Origin of the sequence: Nocardia wallacei, assembly GCF_029869545.1 — a bacterium.
Lineage (GTDB): Bacteria > Actinomycetota > Actinomycetes > Mycobacteriales > Mycobacteriaceae > Nocardia > Nocardia wallacei_A.
On the sequence record NZ_JARWQD010000337.1, the window covers coordinates 1 to 17,894 of the forward strand.

At 70.0% G+C, this 17,894-nt stretch carries 13 protein-coding genes and 1 pseudogene; 6 read left to right on the top strand and 8 right to left on the bottom strand.

All coding sequences use genetic code 11. The features are described from left to right. The 3 genes and pseudogenes from QH290_RS30530 to QH290_RS30540 all read right to left on the bottom strand — a co-directional run. Window positions 1-392, bottom strand: a pseudogene (locus QH290_RS30530) (hypothetical protein); the annotation flags it as partial. Further along, window positions 389-1,270: a hypothetical protein gene (locus QH290_RS30535; protein WP_280386654.1), complete on the bottom strand. Its 882-nt coding sequence runs from the start codon at window positions 1,268-1,270 to the stop codon at window positions 389-391. The gene QH290_RS30535 and the pseudogene QH290_RS30530, both read right to left, overlap by 4 nt. A 45-nt stretch (window positions 1,271-1,315) precedes the next feature. Further along, on the bottom strand, window positions 1,316-1,861 hold the full coding sequence (locus QH290_RS30540) for a TetR/AcrR family transcriptional regulator (RefSeq protein ID WP_280386656.1): 546 nt from the start codon (window positions 1,859-1,861) through the stop codon (window positions 1,316-1,318). An 87-nt stretch (window positions 1,862-1,948) separates the two neighbouring features. On the opposite strand from QH290_RS30540, the gene QH290_RS30545 reads away from it, so the two are divergent. Further along, on the top strand, window positions 1,949-3,583 hold the full coding sequence (locus tag QH290_RS30545; protein WP_280263749.1) for an MFS transporter: 1,635 nt from the start codon (window positions 1,949-1,951) through the stop codon (window positions 3,581-3,583). A gap of 270 nt (window positions 3,584-3,853) precedes the next feature. Here QH290_RS30545 and QH290_RS30550 read toward each other — a convergent pair whose 3' ends face one another. Further along, window positions 3,854-4,609: an SDR family NAD(P)-dependent oxidoreductase gene (locus tag QH290_RS30550; protein ID WP_280386658.1), complete on the bottom strand. Its 756-nt coding sequence runs from the start codon at window positions 4,607-4,609 to the stop codon at window positions 3,854-3,856. 151 nt (window positions 4,610-4,760) lie between these two features. Between QH290_RS30550 and QH290_RS30555 the strand changes: the two genes are divergently transcribed. Then, window positions 4,761-5,156 (top strand): RidA family protein, encoded by a 396-nt coding sequence (locus QH290_RS30555; protein ID WP_280265538.1) that lies wholly within the window; start codon window positions 4,761-4,763, stop codon window positions 5,154-5,156. 16 nt (window positions 5,157-5,172) lie between these two features. Here the strand turns inward: QH290_RS30555 and QH290_RS30560 are convergent, their stop codons facing one another. Together QH290_RS30560 and QH290_RS30565 are read right to left on the bottom strand one after the other, a co-directional pair. Next, window positions 5,173-5,571, bottom strand: a complete 399-nt coding sequence (locus tag QH290_RS30560) for a hypothetical protein (protein ID WP_280265539.1) — start codon at window positions 5,569-5,571, stop codon at window positions 5,173-5,175. A gap of 192 nt (window positions 5,572-5,763) precedes the next feature. Beyond that, entirely contained in the window at window positions 5,764-7,584 is a 1,821-nt protein-coding gene (locus QH290_RS30565; RefSeq protein ID WP_280386660.1) for a DUF4407 domain-containing protein, read from the bottom strand. A gap of 243 nt (window positions 7,585-7,827) precedes the next feature. On the opposite strand from QH290_RS30565, the gene aroQ reads away from it, so the two are divergent. The 4 genes from aroQ to QH290_RS30585 all read left to right on the top strand — a co-directional run bounded on the left by aroQ (window position 7,828) and on the right by QH290_RS30585 (window position 16,645). Then, entirely contained in the window at window positions 7,828-8,463 is a 636-nt protein-coding gene (gene aroQ / locus QH290_RS30570) for a gamma subclass chorismate mutase AroQ (protein ID WP_280265541.1), read from the top strand. A gap of 704 nt (window positions 8,464-9,167) precedes the next feature. After that, window positions 9,168-13,844, top strand: a complete 4,677-nt coding sequence (gltB, locus tag QH290_RS30575; protein ID WP_280265542.1) for a glutamate synthase large subunit — start codon at window positions 9,168-9,170, stop codon at window positions 13,842-13,844. 119 nt (window positions 13,845-13,963) lie between these two features. Then, a complete protein-coding gene (locus tag QH290_RS30580; protein WP_280265543.1) occupies window positions 13,964-15,433 on the top strand; it encodes a glutamate synthase subunit beta in 1,470 nt (489 codons plus the stop codon). Window positions 15,434-15,724: 291 nt separating this feature from the next. Continuing rightward, window positions 15,725-16,645: a cutinase family protein gene (locus QH290_RS30585; RefSeq protein WP_280265544.1), complete on the top strand. Its 921-nt coding sequence runs from the start codon at window positions 15,725-15,727 to the stop codon at window positions 16,643-16,645. A gap of 140 nt (window positions 16,646-16,785) precedes the next feature. Here QH290_RS30585 and QH290_RS30590 read toward each other — a convergent pair whose 3' ends face one another. Continuing rightward, the gene (locus QH290_RS30590) at window positions 16,786-17,067 is read right to left on the bottom strand and encodes a hypothetical protein (protein WP_280267607.1); all 282 of its coding nucleotides are present in this window, start codon (window positions 17,065-17,067) and stop codon (window positions 16,786-16,788) included. Between the two features lie 127 nt (window positions 17,068-17,194). Beyond that, the gene (locus tag QH290_RS30595; RefSeq protein ID WP_280267608.1) at window positions 17,195-17,878 is read right to left on the bottom strand and encodes a histidine phosphatase family protein; all 684 of its coding nucleotides are present in this window, start codon (window positions 17,876-17,878) and stop codon (window positions 17,195-17,197) included. Between the last annotated feature and the right edge of the window lie 16 nt (window positions 17,879-17,894).

Below are 17,894 nucleotides of genomic sequence, written 5' to 3' on the forward strand. Positions count from 1 at the left end.
GGGGGGGGGGGGCGCGGGCGGCGCCCTCCCCCCCTCTTCTTTATTGGGGGGGGGGGGGGGGCCTGCCCCCCCGCGGGCGCGCCCCCCCCCGCGGCGGCGGGGGCCCCCGTCTCCCGTGCGGTGCGCGAGCGCCGCACCTCCAGCACACCGCTCTGCTCCAGGCCGCGCACCACCGCCCGATAGCGCTCCCGCAGTGCCGTGTCGTAATCGTGGTGCCCGGCCGCCGCCTCGGCGGCGCCGCGATGGCTGTCGGCGGCGCCGAGTCGCGGTGGGGGTGGCGCGGCCGGTTCGGCGATCGGCGGCGCTGGTCGATCGGAGCCGTCCGCCGGAAGGACGTCGGGCGCGACCGGGATTCCGGTATCCCAGGGCTCGCGCGGGCCCGTGCCCGTCACGTCACCACCGTCCGAACGGTGCCGGGCCCGGCCGGGAGGCGGATGTCGCGGCCCTCGCGGCGGCAGCATCGGTCGACGTAGGCCACCACGTCGGAGGCGGATTCGACGACCTCGCTCGCCGCCGTGAGGAACAGCACCGCCGCGGTCGCCAGCACGATCGTGGCCCAGCGATGGGTGCCGGAGACCTCGGCGACCAGCAGCACGACGCCCAGCAGCGGCACGACCAGCACCAGCAGCAGGGCGCGCAGCGACAGCCAGACGCCGGACAGCCGCCACTGCGCCCCTGCGGCCAGATTCCGTGCCCGCGCCGCCGCGTCGCGATACGGCACCGGCTCGTCGAACAGCACCGGTGCGATGAGACAGCGGCGCGCCCGCAGCCACCCCAGCCAGGCGAGCGCGGGCGGCAGCGTGATGATCAGCGCCGCACCGGGTATCAGCACGCCGAGGCCGATCGCGGTCGACATCGCCCGGTACCGCAGCAGCCGTCCGGCGTTCGCCGTCGGCCCGCGTGCCGCCGCACGCCAGGTGATCGCCCTGCGGTGTGCGCTCGCCAATCCCAGGGGAACGGCGATCCCGCGCACGTACCAACGCAGCAACCAGGCGAATGCCAGTGTGGAAAGCACTGCCGACCAAGCGGTTCCGATATCCGAGCCCTCGGTGAGCGCCGAACCCGCCGCGGTGATCGCGACCACCGACCCCGCCGCGATCGCGACCGCGGCCCCCACCAGTCCCGCCAGCGGGCGGACGTGCGATTGGATCACCGCGAACGGCAGATCCAGCAGCTCGCGAAACGACAGCGGCCGACAGGGCAGCGCCGCGGCCTCGGGCGGCACCGAGCCCGGCGACGGACCGGCCCCCTCGGCCGCGGCTGGCAACACGCGCCCGAGTTTATCCGGGGCGCTGCGGTACGGGCGGGTCCGGACTCAGCGTTCGAGCAGGTGGTCGACGACCGCCCGGTAGCGGGCCGGGTCGATGGGGGGCAGTCCGAGCAGGGCGCGCAGATACACTCCGTCGCCGACCAGGCGGATGATGTCGGCCCGGACCGGGTCGTCCATTTCCTGGTCCAGGCCCGTGCCCCAGGCGTCCATGGTGTCGATGAGGGCCCGCTGCACCTCGTCCGCGCTGTCGTCCTGTGCGGCGTCGACGGTGCGCATGGCCGCGACCATGGACCGGAACAGCGCTATCTCCAGCGCATCGGCGTCGTCGTCCGGGCTCGGCGTCTGCAGATACCACTCGGCGACCGATTTGTCCTGCGCGACGGCGCTGTGCAACTGCTGCTCCGCGCGTTCGCCGAGCCGCCGCACCAGCCCGGCCAGCAGCGCGTCCTTGCTCTTGAAGTGGTACAGCAGGCCGCCCTTGGAGACGCCCGCGGCCGCGGCCACGCTTTCCAGGGTCACCTGGGACATGCCCTTCTCCAGCAGCAGCGTCTCCAGGGCGTCGAGGATCCGATCGCGGGTGGTCGTTGTCACGCCCGCAACTGTACCGTCCGGACGGTTATCCTGTTACTGTACCGTCTGGACGGTAAGAAGAATCGGACCACGGAAGTCGAGAGGGATATGAACACCACCGCTGTCGCGCGCCGGGCGACCACCCGGGACTGGGCCGGACTCGGCGTCCTGGTGCTGGCGCTGCTGCTCATCTCCGTGGACGCGACGGTGCTGGATATCGCGGTGCCCGCGATCAGCGCCCACCTCGCGCCGACCACACCGCAGCTGTTGTGGATCATCGACGTGTACTCGTTCGTGCTGGCCGGTCTGCTGGTCACGATGGGCACCCTCGGCGACCGCATCGGCCGACGGCGGCTGCTGCTGATCGGTGCCGCCGGATTCGGCGTCGCCTCCGCGATCGCCGCGTGGTCGGTGAATCCGGAGATGCTGATCGCCGCGCGCGTGCTGCAGGGCATCGCCGGTGCCACGCTGATGCCCGCCACGCTCGGGCTGATCCGCGCGATGTTCACCGACGCGCGCCAGCGCACCACCGCGATCGCGGTATGGAGCGCCGCGGCCACCGGTGGTGCGGCGCTCGGCCCGCTGCTGGGCGGCTGGCTGCTCGAGCACTTCTGGTGGGGCTCGGTATTCCTGATCAACCTGCCGGTGATGGCGGTTCTCGTGGCGCTGGGCCCGCTGCTGGTGCCGGAGTCGCGCGACCCACACCCGGGCCGTTTCGACCTGGCCAGTGCCGGGCTGTCGATGCTGGCGATGGTGCCGATCGTGTACGCGGTCAAGGAGATCGCCGCGCACGGGCCGAGCCTGCCGATGGTGGGTATCGCCGCCGTCGGTGTCGTGGCCGGTGTGCTGTTCGTGCGGCGGCAGCGGAGCCTGGCGGATCCGATGCTGGATCTGCGGCTGTTCGCGCTGCCGCGGTTCCGCACCGCGGTGCTGACCAGCCTCCTGGCGGTGTTCGCGCTGGCGGGTGTGCTGTTCTTCGGGTCGCAGTATCTGCAGCTGGTGCAGGGCCGTTCGCCGCTGGACGCCGGGCTGCACCTGCTGCCGGGCATGCTGGCCAGCATGGTGACGGCGCTGGTGTCGGCGTGGCTGGTGCGGGTGTGGCAGCCGAGCAAGGTGCTCGCCGGTGCGCTGGTGGTCGCCGCCCTCGGCGCCGGGCTGTTCGTGTGGCTCGGTGCCGATCCGGCCGCGGGTGCCACGGCGTTCGTCGCCGGGTTCCTGCTGGTGGGCGCCGGTGTCGGTGTGGCGCTGACGGTTTCGTCGGATCTGGTGGTCGGCTCGGCTCCGGCCGAGCGCGCCGGTGCGGCGGCTGCGGTGTCGGAAACCGCCTACGAGGCCGGTATCGCGCTCGGTGTCGCGGTGCTCGGCAGCGTGGTGATGGCGGTGTTCCGGCACGGCCTGGACGTGTCCCGGGTGCCGCAGTCGCAGCTGGGCGCGGCCCGCGAATCCCTCGGCGGCGCAGTCGATACCGCCCGGGGTCTTCCGGACCAGGCGGCCGCGGCCCTGCTGGATTCCGCCCGCGAGGCGTTCGTGGCCGGTATCCACCTCGCGGCGATCGCAACGGCCGCGATCCTGCTGCTGGCCGCGGTGATCGCCTTCCGAACCAGGACCACGGCAGCCGATCCCCAGCCCGCCCCACGGCCGGAGTCGCCGGTCCGGTCGGGCCGTGCAACCCGTCCCGCCCCGAAACCCGCTCCCGCCGAAACGCATTCGCCTCGGCAAGCCGAAGACCGCGCGACCCGCTAAGCATCCGCGCCGCCGGGACCACACGGCCCGTCGGCGTCCGCCCGCTGATGCGGGGACGGCATGGCCCGGTGGTGTCCGCGCCGCTGGTGCGGGGACCGCGCGGCCCGGTCACCTCGGCGGCGCTGATGTGGGGACTGTGTGGACCGGTCACGCCCGGACCGCCGACCTGGCTAGCCGGGGCGGCGGCGGGAGTCGGTCGTCGGATGTCTGCGGGGGCGCGGAGTTGTCGGTACCGATATGTCCGAGCCGTGCGGCGAAGGTGGCTGTCGGTCAGACCAGGAGGCGGCCGCCGTCCATGACGATGATCTCGCCGGTTACCCAGGCGCTGGAGGGTTCGGCCAGGCGGGTGATCCACGGGACGACGTCGTCCACCTGGCCGATGCGTCCGGCGGGGGCGTCGGCGGCGTAGCCCGCTCGCTGGGCGGCGACATCCTCCGGCGTCAGCCCGCCGACGCCCAGGATCGGCGTCTCGACCGCGCCGGGTGCCACGCCGTTGACGCGAATTCCCTTGGGCGCCAATTCCACCGCCCAACTCCGGATGAGGCTGTCCACCGCCGCCTTCGTGGCAGCGTACACCGACGAGACCGCCTCCGCGCGCTGTGCGGAGATGCTGGAGACGACCACGATGTTGCCGCCGGGCGAGGTCAGCAGCGGCAGCAGCCGCCCGGTGAGCAGGGTCGGCGCGACGACGTTGACCTCGAGCTGCTCACGCACCGACGCGGCCGCCAGCGCGTCCAGCGGGGTGGGACGGAAGATTCCGGCGTTGTGCACCAGCACATCCAGGCCGCCGTGCGCGGCAACGGATTCCGCGATCGCATCGACCCCGGCCGCGGTGGTCGCATCGGCCGCAAGCGGCACGACGGCGTCGTGCCGCGCGGCGACCTCCTCGAGGGGCTGGGCGCGGCGGCCGACCACGGTCACCCGCGCGGCCCCCTGGTCCGCGAATGCCAGCGCCGCGGCGCGACCGATGCCGGTCCCGCCGCCGGTGACGACGATGTGCTGCCCTGCGAACGGCTTGTCGGACACGGTTCAACTCCTCTCGGGCATCGGCCCGCTGCCGTCACCCGATGCGAGGCAACGCGGTCCCGACGGTCGGCATTCCGTGCTTGTCACAGTCGGGGCATACGCGTCGTCGTCCCCGTGTTGTCAGATGTCACCCGACTCGAAGGAAATTCGCATGTCCATCGAAATCAGCAATCCGGCCGAGCTGCACGACCCGACCGGGTTCGGCTACAGCCATGTCGCCCGGGTGACCGGCGAGTTGGTCTTCATCGCCGGTCAGTACGACTCGGATGCGGACGGGCACACCACCAGCGACGACTTCGCCACGCAGGTGGATCGCGCCTTCGCCAATCTCGGAACGGCTTTGCGCTCGGTCGGTCTGGACTTCGCCGATGTGGCGCAGCTGCGGACCCATATCGTCGATCACGACCTGGACAAGCTCGGCGTGATCGGCAAGAAGGTCGCCCAGATCTGGGGTGACCGCCCGCCGACCCAGACCCTGACCGGGGTGGCGGCACTCGCGATGCCGGGCATGCAGTTCGAGGTGGATGCCGTCGCTGTGCGCGGCTGAATCATCCCGACCGCGCCTACTTCTTGCAGGTCTTGTCCATGTGCTGGGTCACCTTCTGTGCGGAGGTGCCCAGCTGTCCGGCGGCCGCGGCATTGGCCTCGGACTTCGCGCGCATATCCGCGAGGCCCCTGGTCGGATCGGACAGATCCGTGGACGTCATGCTCGCGTTGTTCTTGTTGATCTGCTCGAGGGAGTTCGCGTAGGTCTCCCAGTCGGACTTGATGTCGTCCGGCGCGACCTCGGCGATCTTGCGTGACTTGCTCACCATCTCCGCCGAGGAGGAACCGGGATCGGTGCTCACCGTGCCCATGTCCTTGACCGCGTCGCAGTACGCGGACGACGAATCGCCACTACTACAGCCGCTGAGGACGCCGACGGTAACAGCGCAGGCCGCAACGGCCGTGAAGATACGCATGAATACGGGACCCTTCCGTATGTCTCGTTAGCCCAAATTTCCCCGGGGTGCTCAGCAACCTACCGGACGCGTGCCGACCCGGCCAGCTCGGCAGTGCCCCCAGGTCTCGGGGCACGAACCGGGTGCGAGCGCTCGAAAACCGTTGGCACCTGGCCTTTTACATGTTCAACGTGAAACATTCGGTCGGGAGCTTCAGTCCCGGTCCGAGGCCGGGGGCAGCTGTCGGGGCCCGCGGTACTCCAGTTCGCCCGCACCCGGGCGAGCCTGCAGCGCATCGTTCCCGTGCGGGGCATCCAGGCCGTGCTGCGCCTGCGCGGATCCCCGGGCGAGCGCGGCGTGGTGTGGATCGTGGGAAGGATAGGACGCATCGATGACCCGGGTCTCGCGCTGCGGTGCGCCGGTCGGCTGTCCGCCGGGCGCGGAATAACCCGAATCATCGGAGTTCACCGTGACCTTGCGGGTGCGGCGCAGGGTGAAGGTGATCTCCTCGGCCTCCTCGAACGCCTGCCGCACGGTGCGCATCGGGTGGGTGGCGGTATCGACGGCATTGGCGACGAAGGAGGGCACCAGCGGCCGGATCCAGCGGGCCGCGGTATCGGTGAAGGGCACCGTGCCGATCACCGGAAGCTCCAGCCCGCCACCCTTTTTCGGCTCCGGACGCGCGGCGCTCGCCGGGACCACGGCCCCGTGCGGATCCACCGGGGCGAGCTGACCCGACGGGAGCCGGGCGGGCAGGTTGTGCGGCGGTGTCACATTCCCCTCCTGAGACACGGAGCTGTGGCCTCCGGCCGCGGGTGCGGGCGGAAGTTCTGCGAGAGACTCGAAATCGGCGACCACGCGGCGCGCGGGTTCGGTGATACCGATCTCGAAGTTGCCGATCGCGGCGACGATGCGCTTGCGCTGCCGTTCCCGATCGATCGCGGTGTCGGCGTGCACGGCCAGGTGGGCCGCGGCCAATTCGTGGTCGGCGCGCAGCTTTTCGGCCTCGGCGCGTACCTCGGCCCGCTTCACCGCGATGGCGGCCGTGGCGGACTGCTCGGCCCGGTCGGCCGCCGCCCGCGCCGCGACCCGGCGGTCGAACGAGGTCTCCCCGCGCCACCACCGCAGCAGCAGCGGCAGCAGCGCCAGGGCCACGGCGACGACGATGGTCGCCAACCGGAGCAGCAGGGCCCCGGCATGGCCCGCGGTGTAGTCGTGCATCGCCAGCCAGCGGGCGCCCAGCCCGCGATCGCCGGTGTCGAAGGCGTCGGCGCGGGCACCGTCGAGTGCCTGCTGCCGCTGCGTGATCCGGTCGTCGAGGGGCTGCACGCGGGCCTGCGCGGCGGCCAGCCGGGCGCGAGCGTCGGCGAGCATCTCGTTGGCGGTCTGCGTCTCGGGGCCGCTGCCGGGCACCCCGGTGATCTTGGTCTGCGGGCATTCCGGCGACGGGTTGTACTCACAGCGCGCGATCGTCAGGCTCTGATCGATATCGCCCTGCGCCTTGGTGATCGCCTGTTCGAGACCGGCCCGCTCGGTGCGCGACTGCTCCAGATCGGTACGCGCGGTGACCACCGCGGGCGCGGATTCCGTCTCGCGCCTTGCCCTTTCGTCGAGTTCGCGATCCACGGTGCCGCCCAGCAGCACGGTGCTCGCCAGCTCGGCGACCACCACACCGGCGAGGGCCGCGACGGCGATGCGGCCGATCAGGTCACCGCGCCGCGTGCCCGACAGCGAGGCGGTGGCCAGTGCGCGCGCACCCGCGGCGATCGCCAGCAGGGCGAGCACCGCCGCGATCGCGACGACCGCGGGCGGCCAGTCCGCGGCGGCGGTCGCCAGCGTCACCACCACGCCGGAAACCACCGCGAACAGCAGGACCGCGGCGCCACCGAGCGCGTAGTGGGACCGTTCGTGCCGGTCGGTCACCTCGGCTCCCGCGCCGCCGAGCCAGGTCAGCAGGGCGATCCCGCGAGGAGTGTCGCCGCCGCCGGTGGCCGTGGGAGTTTCGGACGGTTCGGGGACGTGGGGGGCAGTCATGGGATCTCACATCCTCTAAGTCCCAGGCATTTTCGCATGGTGGCGGAACTGTCGCTCATTCGTCGTCGCCGCGCGCAAATCCAATTCAGCGTGACAGGCTGGGCTGCGTTCTACCGAGTACGAGCCGCGGGATGTGGTCAGCCTCACAGATCATCGCCGAGTGTCGCCCGCGAATCCCTAGTCTCGGAGGGTGATTGGATACCGAGGGCCGGTTCCCGGGGTTCGGCGACAGGAGGTTCGGATATGCGCGGGGCTATTTTCCTGCTGGCCACGGCGGTCTCGGCCGGAACGGTGCTCGCCGGGGCGGCACCGGTGACCGCGGAATGGATGGGGCCCGCCGCCCGGGCCGAATCACCCGCCGCCGCAGCCGAATCCGATGCGGCACTGCGCCCCCTGGTCGAATCGGTGCTCGAGCGCCTGCAGACCGCGGACGCCGTCGCCGCCGCCAAGTGGGCCACCGCCACCCGGACCGGACAGCCGCCGTCGATCGATGATCCCGCCCGGGAGGCGGAGGTGTACGACTCGATGGCCGCCGCGGGCAACGATATGGGCCTGCCCGAGGCATGGGTGCGCCAGGTGTTCCACGGCCAGATCGAGGCCAATAAAACGGTGCAGCGCGGCCTGCACACCCGCTGGCGATTCGACCCGGGCACCGCGCCCGCGACACCACCGGACCTGTCCGCGGTGCGGCCGGTGATCGACCGCTTGAACGGCGAGATCCTGCGCCGGCTGGCGGCGCATCGTGGCGAACTCTCCGGCCCGGGTTGCGCCGGGCGCTTGGCCGCCGCCGCGTTCCCGGTGCTGACTTCGGGCCGCGCCGACGCCCTGCATCAGGCGGCACTGGTGCGCGCGTCGATCGCGCTGTGCGCTGCACCGTGAGCCCGGCCGGGCGGTGTGAGAAAGTCCACTGCCCCGAGTTTGCTGAGGTTGTGCTGAAACCCACATCCAACAAAGGAAGCCGTACGGTCTGAACGCAGCCGCGACTCGCTGCCTGCGTGTCCGGAACGTCACCCGCGGGTGTCCGGAGAGTTAGCCGCCTTACATTCGGTTTGTCCGCCCCGCGGCCTGGGAATTCTTGGTTGATGCAGGTAAGAGGGCATCTTGCGGCGTACGTGCAGGCTCGTCGGGCGGCACGGCGCGACCACGGGGAACAGTGGCACACACGACTGAGCGATCATCCGTACCTGCTTTACACTGGAGAACGCGCAGGTAGTGGAGGACCGATGAAGAAGCCCAGGTAGACGCCGTTCTTAGCACAACCTAAGTTGGTTGGGCTCACGTCCTGACTTATCGTTTGCTCTTAGCGTCGGACACGAAATGTCCGGCTACAACGCCCGACCCGGCCACGAGCCGTGGCAACAGCCTAGCGGGCGAGAACGGCGCGGCGGGTAGGGAAACCGTAAGGGTTCCGTTACCGCCGAACACCCGGCTACGACCTCGAAGCGGGTGGACAACTGGAGAGTCGACTGCACGGGAAGACCATCAGCGCAGCTGGTCTCCGAAACGTCCGGGCGCAGTCTAGACGGAGGCGATCGACGAAGGCCCGATTTCATCGAAGGCCTGAATTTTTTGAAGGCAGAGGCATGACGCAACTTCCTGGCCACAGGTCCCCCGCCGGCGGTGCCGGCTACGGGCACGGACCCACCGGTCTCTACGACCCGGCGTACGAGCACGACGCCTGCGGTGTCGCGTTCGTCGTCGACATGCACGGCCGCCGCAGCCGTGACATCGTCGACAAGGCCATTACGGCATTGCTGAACCTGGAGCACCGCGGTGCCGCGGGTGCCGAGCCCAACTCGGGCGACGGCGCGGGCATCCTGATCCAGGTACCGGACCGGTTCTTCCGGTCCGTGGTCGACTTCGAGCTGCCGCCCGAGGGCTCCTACGCCACGGGTATCGCGTTCCTGCCGCAGGCCCGCCGTGAGGCGGCCCGTGCCCGCTATCACGTCGAGAAGATCGTCAAGGAAGAGGGACTGGCCGTCCTGGGCTGGCGCGAGGTCCCGATCGACGAATCGTCGCTGGGCGCCCTGTCGCGCGACGCCATGCCGACCTTCCGCCAGCTCTTCATCGCCTCGCCCGCCGACGGCGCCGAGCAGCTGTCGGGCATGGACCTGGAGCGCCGCGCCTACGTGGTGCGCAAGCGCGTCGAGCACGAGCTCGGCAAGCAGGGCCCCGGCGAGGGCGCGGTCGGCCGCGAGACCGTCTACTTCCCCAGCCTGTCCGGCCAGACCTTCGTCTACAAGGGCATGTTCACCACCCCGCAGCTGCGGGCGTTCTACCTGGACCTGCAGGACGACCGGGTGGAGTCGGCGCTGGGCATCGTGCACTCGCGCTTCTCCACCAACACCTTCCCGTCCTGGCCGCTGGCGCACCCGTTCCGCCGGGTGGCGCACAACGGTGAGATCAACACCGTCACCGGCAACGAGAACTGGATGCGCGCCCGCGAGGCGCTGCTGAACTCCGACGTGTTCGGCACCGACCACGAGGGCCGCAACCGGCTGGAGAAGATCTTCCCGGTCTGCACCCCGGGTGCCTCGGACACCGCGCGCTTCGACGAGGTGCTGGAGCTGCTGCACCTGGGCGGCCGCAGCCTGCCGCACGCCGTGCTGATGATGATCCCGGAGGCGTGGGAGCGCGTCGAGTCCATGGATCCGGCGCGCCGCGCGTTCTACCGCTACCACTCGTTCCTGATGGAGGCGTGGGACGGCCCGGCCTCGGTGTGCTTCTCCGACGGCACCGTCATCGGCGCCGTGCTGGACCGCAACGGGCTGCGCCCCAGCCGCATCTGGGTCACCGACGACGGCCTGGTCGTGATGGCGTCCGAGGTCGGCGTGCTCGATATCGAGCCGTCCAAGGTGATCAAGAAGGCGCGCCTGCAGCCGGGCCGCATGTTCCTGGTCGACACCTCGCAGGGCCGCATCATCGGCGACGACGAGATCAAGACCCAGCTCGCCAACGAGCACCCGTATCAGGAGTGGCTCGACGACGGCCCGACCAAGCTGTCGGACCTGCCCGACCGCCCGCACGTGCACATGTCGCACGACCGCGTCCTGATCCGCCAGCAGATCTTCGGATACACCACCGAGGAGCTCAGCCTGCTGATCTCGCCGATGGCCAAGACCGGCGGTGAGGCGCTCGGCTCGATGGGCACCGACACCCCGATCGCGGTGCTGTCGGCGCGTCCGCGGCTGCTGTTCGACTACTTCTCGCAGCTGTTCGCGCAGGTCACCAACCCGCCGCTGGATGCCATCCGCGAGGAAGTGGTCACCAGCCTGCGCAGCATGATCGGGCCGGAGGCCGACCTGCTGCACCCGAGCCCGGAGTCCTGTCGCCAGATCACGCTGACCCAGCCGATTCTGGACAACGACGAACTGGCCAAGCTCGTCCACATCAACGACGACGGCTCGCATCCGGGCCTGCGCTCGGTGGTCGTGCACGGCCTGTACCCGGTCAAGAAGGGCGGCAAGGGCCTGCGCAAGGCGCTGCAGGCCATCAACGAGCAGGTCTCGACCGCCATCGACGGCGGCGCCCGCATCATCGTGCTGTCCGACCGCGAGTCCAACGAGAAGCTGGCGCCGATCCCGTCGCTGCTGCTCACCGCGTCGGTGCACCACCACCTGGTGCGCGAGCGCACCCGCACCAAGGTCGGCCTGGTCGTGGAGGCCGGTGACGCCCGCGAGGTGCACCACATGGCGATGCTGGTCGGCTTCGGCGCGGCCGCGATCAACCCGTACATGGCCTTCGAGTCGATCGAGGACATGCTCGAGCGCAATGCGCTCGACATCCCGGGCAGCACCGGCGATCTGGCCGCCGACTACGACAAGGCGTGCAAGAACTACATCAAGGGCGCGGGCAAGGGCGTGCTGAAGGTGATGTCCAAGATGGGCATCTCCACCATCGCCTCCTACCGCGGCGCCCAGCTGTTCCAGGTCGTGGGCCTGTCGCAGGAGCTGTGCGATCAGTACTTCACCGGTCTGACCTCGCCGCTGAACGGCATCGGTCTCGATGACATCGCCGCCGAGGTCGCCGCGCGGCACCGGGTGGCGTTCCTGGAGAACCGCAACGAGCGCGCGCACCGCGAGCTCGAGGTGGGCGGCGAGTACCAGTGGCGGCGCGAGGGCGAGTACCACCTGTTCAACCCGGACACGGTGTTCAAGCTGCAGCACGCCACCCGCACCGGCCAGTACAAGATCTTCAAGGAGTACACCAAGCTCGTCGACGACCAGTCCGAGCGGCTGGCCTCGCTGCGCGGCCTGTTCAAGTTCAAGTCCGAGAACCGGCACCCGATTCCGATCGAGGAGGTCGAGCCCGCCAGCGAGATCGCCAAGCGGTTCTCCACCGGCGCGATGAGCTACGGCTCCATCTCCGCCGAGGCGCACGAGACCCTCGCCATCGCGATGAATCGCCTCGGCGGCCGGTCGAATTCGGGCGAGGGCGGCGAATCGGTGTCGCGCTTCGAGCCGGAGGAGAACGGCGACTGGCGGCGGTCGGCGATCAAACAGGTGGCGTCGGGCCGCTTCGGCGTGACCGCGCACTACCTGACCAACTGCACCGATATCCAGATCAAGATGGCGCAGGGCGCGAAACCCGGTGAGGGCGGCCAGCTTCCGGCGCACAAGGTGTACCCGTGGGTCGCCGAGGTGCGGCACTCCACGCCGGGCGTCGGCCTCATCTCGCCGCCGCCGCACCACGACATCTACTCCATCGAGGATCTGGCGCAGCTGATCCACGACCTGAAGAACGCGAACCCGCAGGCGCGGATTCACGTGAAACTGGTCGCGGAGCCGGGCGTCGGCACCGTCGCGGCGGGCGTCTCCAAGGCGCACGCGGACGTCGTGCTGATCTCCGGCCACGACGGCGGCACCGGCGCCTCGCCGCTGACCTCGCTCAAGCACGCGGGCGGTCCGTGGGAGCTCGGCCTCGCCGAGACCCAGCAGACGCTGCTGCTCAACGGGCTGCGCGACCGCATCGTGGTGCAGGTCGACGGTCAGATGAAGACCGGCCGCGACGTGCTGATCGCCGCGCTGCTCGGCGCCGAGGAGTACGGCTTCGCGACCGCGCCCCTGGTGGTTTCGGGCTGCGTGATGATGCGCGTATGCCACCTCGACACCTGCCCGGTGGGTGTGGCGACGCAGAATCCCGTACTGCGCCAGCGGTTCACGGGCAAGCCGGAGTTCGTCGAGAACTTCATGCTGTTCATCGCCGAGGAGGTGCGCGAGCTGCTGGCCTCGCTGGGGCTGCGCACGCTGGACGAGGCCATCGGCCGCGTCGACCTGCTCGACACCACCAAGGCCAAGGAGCACTGGAAGGCCAGCAAGCTGGACCTGTCGCCGATCCTCGACGATGTCGAGACGGCGTTCATGTACCAGGATCGGCGCTGCACCAAGGAGCAGGACCACGGCCTGGACAAGGCGCTGGACAACCAGCTCATCGCGCAGGCGGCCGATGCGCTCGAGCGCGGTAAGCCGGTCAAGTTCGAAACCAAGATCACGAACGTGAACCGGACCGTCGGCACCATGCTCGGCCACGAGGTGACCAAGCTCTACGGCGGCGCGGGCCTGCCCGACGACACCATCGACATCACCTTCACCGGCTCGGCGGGCAACAGCTTCGGCGCGTTCGTCCCGGCGGGTATCACGCTGCGGGTGTTCGGTGACGCGAACGACTATGTCGGCAAGGGGCTTTCGGGCGGCCACCTCGTCGTGCGCCCGGCGCTGAACGCGCCGCGGGAGTTCGTCGCGGAGCAGAACATCATCGCGGGCAACGTGATCCTGTTCGGCGCCACCAGCGGTGAGGTGTTCATCCGCGGTGTCGTGGGCGAGCGGTTCTGCGTGCGCAATTCGGGTGCCACCGCGGTGGTCGAGGGCGTGGGCGACCACGGCTGCGAGTACATGACCGGCGGCAAGGTGGTCATCCTCGGCGAGACGGGCCGCAACTTCGGCGCGGGCATGTCGGGCGGTATCGCCTACGTGTACAACCCGAACGGCACCTTCGAGAAGAAGCTCAACCCCGAGCAGGCCGACGCCGTCGAGCCGCTGTCGGGTGACGACTTCACGTGGCTGCGCGACGTCGTCACCCGGCACCGCGACGAGACCGGATCGGCCGTCGCGGAACGCATCCTGGGTGACTGGTCGCAGCAGGTGAACCACTTCGTGAAGGTTATGCCGCGCGACTACAAGAAGGTACTGCTGGCTATCTCCGAGGCTGAGAAGTCGGGCCGGGATGTGGACGAGGCCATCATGGAGGCGGCTCGTGGCTGAATCTGCTGGAACGTTTACTGCGTGGACGAGGCGCTGTAACCATTCAAGGCGGCCCGTGGCTAGCCACCGCACCGGACAAGTTGGGTGCGCCGACCTGGCGCGTGAGTCGGGAGCCGAAAATGGGTGACGCACAAGGATTTCTGAAGCACACGAAGCGGGAGCTGCCCAAGCGGCGGCCGGTTCCGCTGCGGCTGATGGACTGGAAAGAGGTGTACGAGGAGAACTTCTCCCACGACACCCTGAAGACCCAGGCCAGCCGCTGCATGGACTGCGGAATCCCGTTCTGCCACAACGGCTGCCCGCTGGGGAATCTGATTCCCGAGTGGAACGACCTGGTGTACCGGGGCAATTGGCGCGAGGGCATCGATCGCCTGCACGCCACCAACAACTTCCCGGAATTCACCGGGCGGCTGTGCCCCGCGCCGTGCGAGGCCTCGTGCGTGCTCGGCATCAACCAGGATCCGGTGACCATCAAGCAGGTCGAGGTCGAACTCATCGAGAACGCCTTCGACGAGGGCTGGGTGGCCCCGGTGTACCCGACCCGGCTGACCGGTAAGAAGGTCGCCGTGGTGGGCTCGGGCCCGGCGGGTCTGGCGGCGGCACAGCAGCTGACCCGCGCCGGTCACACGGTGACGGTGTTCGAGCGCGACGACCGCATCGGCGGCCTGCTGCGCTACGGCATCCCGGAATTCAAGATGGAGAAGCGCTTCATCGACCGCCGGCTGGCGCAGATGGAGGCCGAGGGCACCGTCTTCAAGACCGGCGTGAACGTGGGCGTGGACATCACGGCCGCGCAGCTGCGCGAGAGGTTCGACGCGGTCGTGCTCGCCGGTGGTTCGACGATCGCCCGCGATCTGCCGATCCCGGGCCGCGACCTGGACGGCATCCATCAGGCGATGGAGTTCCTGCCGCAGTCGAACCGGGTGCAGCTGGGCGATCCGATCACCGACGAGAACGGCCTGCCCCCGATCAACGCCAAGGGCAAGAAGGTCGTCATCATCGGCGGCGGCGACACCGGCGCCGACTGCCTGGGCACCTCGCACCGGCACGGTGCCGAGAGCGTGCATCAGTTCGAGATCATGCCCCGGCCGCCGGAGGAGCGCGCGGAATCGACGCCGTGGCCGACCTACCCGCTGATGTACCGCGTGTCCTCGGCGCACGAGGAGGGCGGCGAGCGCGTCTACTCGGTCAACACCGAGCGGTTCGTGGGCGAGAACGGCAAGGTCACCGCGCTGCAGGCGCACGAGGTGACGATGGTCAACGGCCGCTTCGAGAAGGTCGAGGGCTCCGACTTCACCCTCGAGGCCGATCTGGTGCTGCTGGCCATGGGCTTCACCGGTCCGCAGAAGGCGGGCCTGCTCGAGGATCTGGGCGTCGGCTACGACCAGCGCGGAAATGTCAAGCGCGACAAGGACTGGCAGACCACCGTGCCCGGCGTCTTCGTCGCCGGTGACATGGGCCGCGGCCAGTCGCTGATCGTGTGGGCCATCGCCGAGGGCCGGGCCGCCGCCTCCGCGGTGGACACCTACCTCGAGGGCGATACCGCGCTGCCGGCGCCGATCGCCCCGACCACGGTCGCTCAGCGCTAGCGAACGACGACGGAAGGTGCCCGCGAGCCGTTGGCCGCGGGCACTTTTCGCGTCTTCGGCGATTCGACGGAAATCGGACGACTTCGGGTGGTCGAATGGCACTTCTGCAAAGAGCCCTTTATTCTTGCTAGCGGTGTCTCACCGAACCAGGCCATTGGTCTGTTTCCAAGCTCATAAGAGCGAGGAGCTTTGGTTAGCCGCGCGTTAACCGAATGGAAATCCGGTGCGCCCACCATTGTCAGCGAAGTAGTCGGGATGCCCCGTGCCGGGGCCGGCTTGAACTGGAGCGGTATGCGGGTGAAGAAGTTGGTCGCGGCTGCAGGGGCAGCGGCAGCGGTGTTGTCTGGCGTGGTGACCGGTACCGCGCTCGGAACCGGCACCGCCGCAGCGGATCCGGGCTGCCCGAGCCTGTACGTGGTGGCGATCCCCGGAACCTGGGAGACCGGCGATCACAAGCCCGAGGACATGACCGGTCCGGGCATGCTGGCCGGTGTCACGCGCGGCCTGCCGCGCTCGGCGGAGGTCGACTACGTCTCCTACGCGGCGACCGCGTTCCCCTGGGAGGGCGACGTCTACGGCGCCTCCAAGAAGCAGGCGGTCGACGGCGCTCGCGGCCTGATCAGCTCGATGGCCGCGCGCTGCGGTGCCACCCGCTACGCCGTCGTCGGCTACAGCCAGGGCGCCGACGCCGCCGGTGATCTCGCCGCCGAGCTGGGCACCGGCCTCGGTGCCGTGACGCCGGACAAGATCTCCGGCGTCGGCCTGATCTCCGATCCGCGTCGCTCGCCCACCGACATTCAGGTCGGACCGGCCGTCGGCGGTGCCGGATCGGGCGGCCCGCGGCCGGGCGGCTTCGGCTTCCTCAGCGACCGCGTCCGGACCATCTGCGCCGAGGGCGACCTGTACTGCTCGACCGCCGACACCGACTTCATCGCCCGCTTCGCCGGTTTCCTGGCGCAGGCGTCGGGTGCCAACGCGGCCAATATGTGGCGGTACCAGCTGGAGGCCGGTTCGATCATCGGCGACCTGATGTCGCACGGTGGCATCCCGACCCTGCAGGCGCAGCTGTCGGAGAGCGCGAACAAGCAGCGGGTGCAGCAGCTCGAGGACTTCTACGGCTCGGGGGCGCACACCTCCTACGGCAGCTACCGGGTCGGTGGCGGGCAGACCGCGATCTCCTGGATGCACAACTGGATCTCCGGCATGGCGTGAGTGATTCCCGGTGCGGGGCACCGGAATCGGTGAAGTGGGGGGCCGCCCCCCCGGGGGGGGCCCCCCCTCACTCACATCACGGGGCCGCGGGGAGGGCGGCCCCGGGCAGGGAGCGACGCGGCCACGTCATCGGCCGACGATCAGCCGAACGATCCGGTGGGCGGCGGGACCAGCGGACCGCCGGGACCCGGCCATCCCGGGCCCGGCCGGTCGTGGCGGTGGCCCGGTCCGTCCCACGGACCGTCGTGGCGGTGCTGTTGCCAGCGGTCGTGGTCCTGCCAGTCGACATTCGCGGCCGCGGGCGCGGCGTCGTCGGCGAAGGCGGGGACGGCGAGCGCGGTCAGCGGCACGGCGACCAGGGCACCGGCGACCGCCACCCGGGCCACCGCCCGGCGGGAGCGAGGCTTTCTGCTGGAGCGCAACGGACTTCCTTTCTCTCGGAGCGTGAGTCGCGACCGTGGCGGCTCACGTGCTCCATGGAAGGAGCCGTTGTTGAGACAATCATCCGACGGAGCTGGCAACCGGCTGGGAGTGCCGGGGATCGGTGTTTCAGGCGGTGAGATTGCGGGGCAGCAGATCCCAGACGTGGCCGTTCTCGTTGATCGTGGCCGCGGTGCGGCGGCCGGTGCGCGAGTACAGGATTCGGGTGATCGAGCAGTAGTCGATGGGGAACGTCAGCGGGCGCTCCAGGCCGAGCACGTCCTGCAGCAGCACGTTGATCACCCCGCCGTGCGCGAAGACCACCACGGTGTCGGAAGGCCCTGCGGGCGAGACGATCTCCTCGATGGCGCGCAGTACCCGGCCGACGAACGCGGGACCATCGATCTGCTCGGGCAGATACCCGGCCTTGATCCGGTCGTAGGTGGCCTTGATCGCACGGTGGAACTCGGCCGCGGTGTCGGTCGCCGCCTCGGCGGTGCCGGTTGCCGCGGCCGCGCGCCCGGCCTCGATCGGAACATACACCGGGAGTTCGCGATCGTATTCGGCCAGACCGTCGTGAATCTCGAGACCGAGCCCCAGCTTCTCCACCGTCGGCGCGGCCGTCTCCCGGGCCCGCCGCTGCGGACTGCTCAGCACCCGTACGATCCGATGCGCCCCGCCCTCCAACCGCGCCAGCGCGCCGGTGACCCGGGCGGCCTGCTCGGCCCCGAGATCGGTGAGCCGCGGATCGGCCGGACCGGACGTAACGACCATCTGCTCCGGCTGCGCATGACGAACGAGAACGAGCTGCACCCGTCCCACTGTGCCG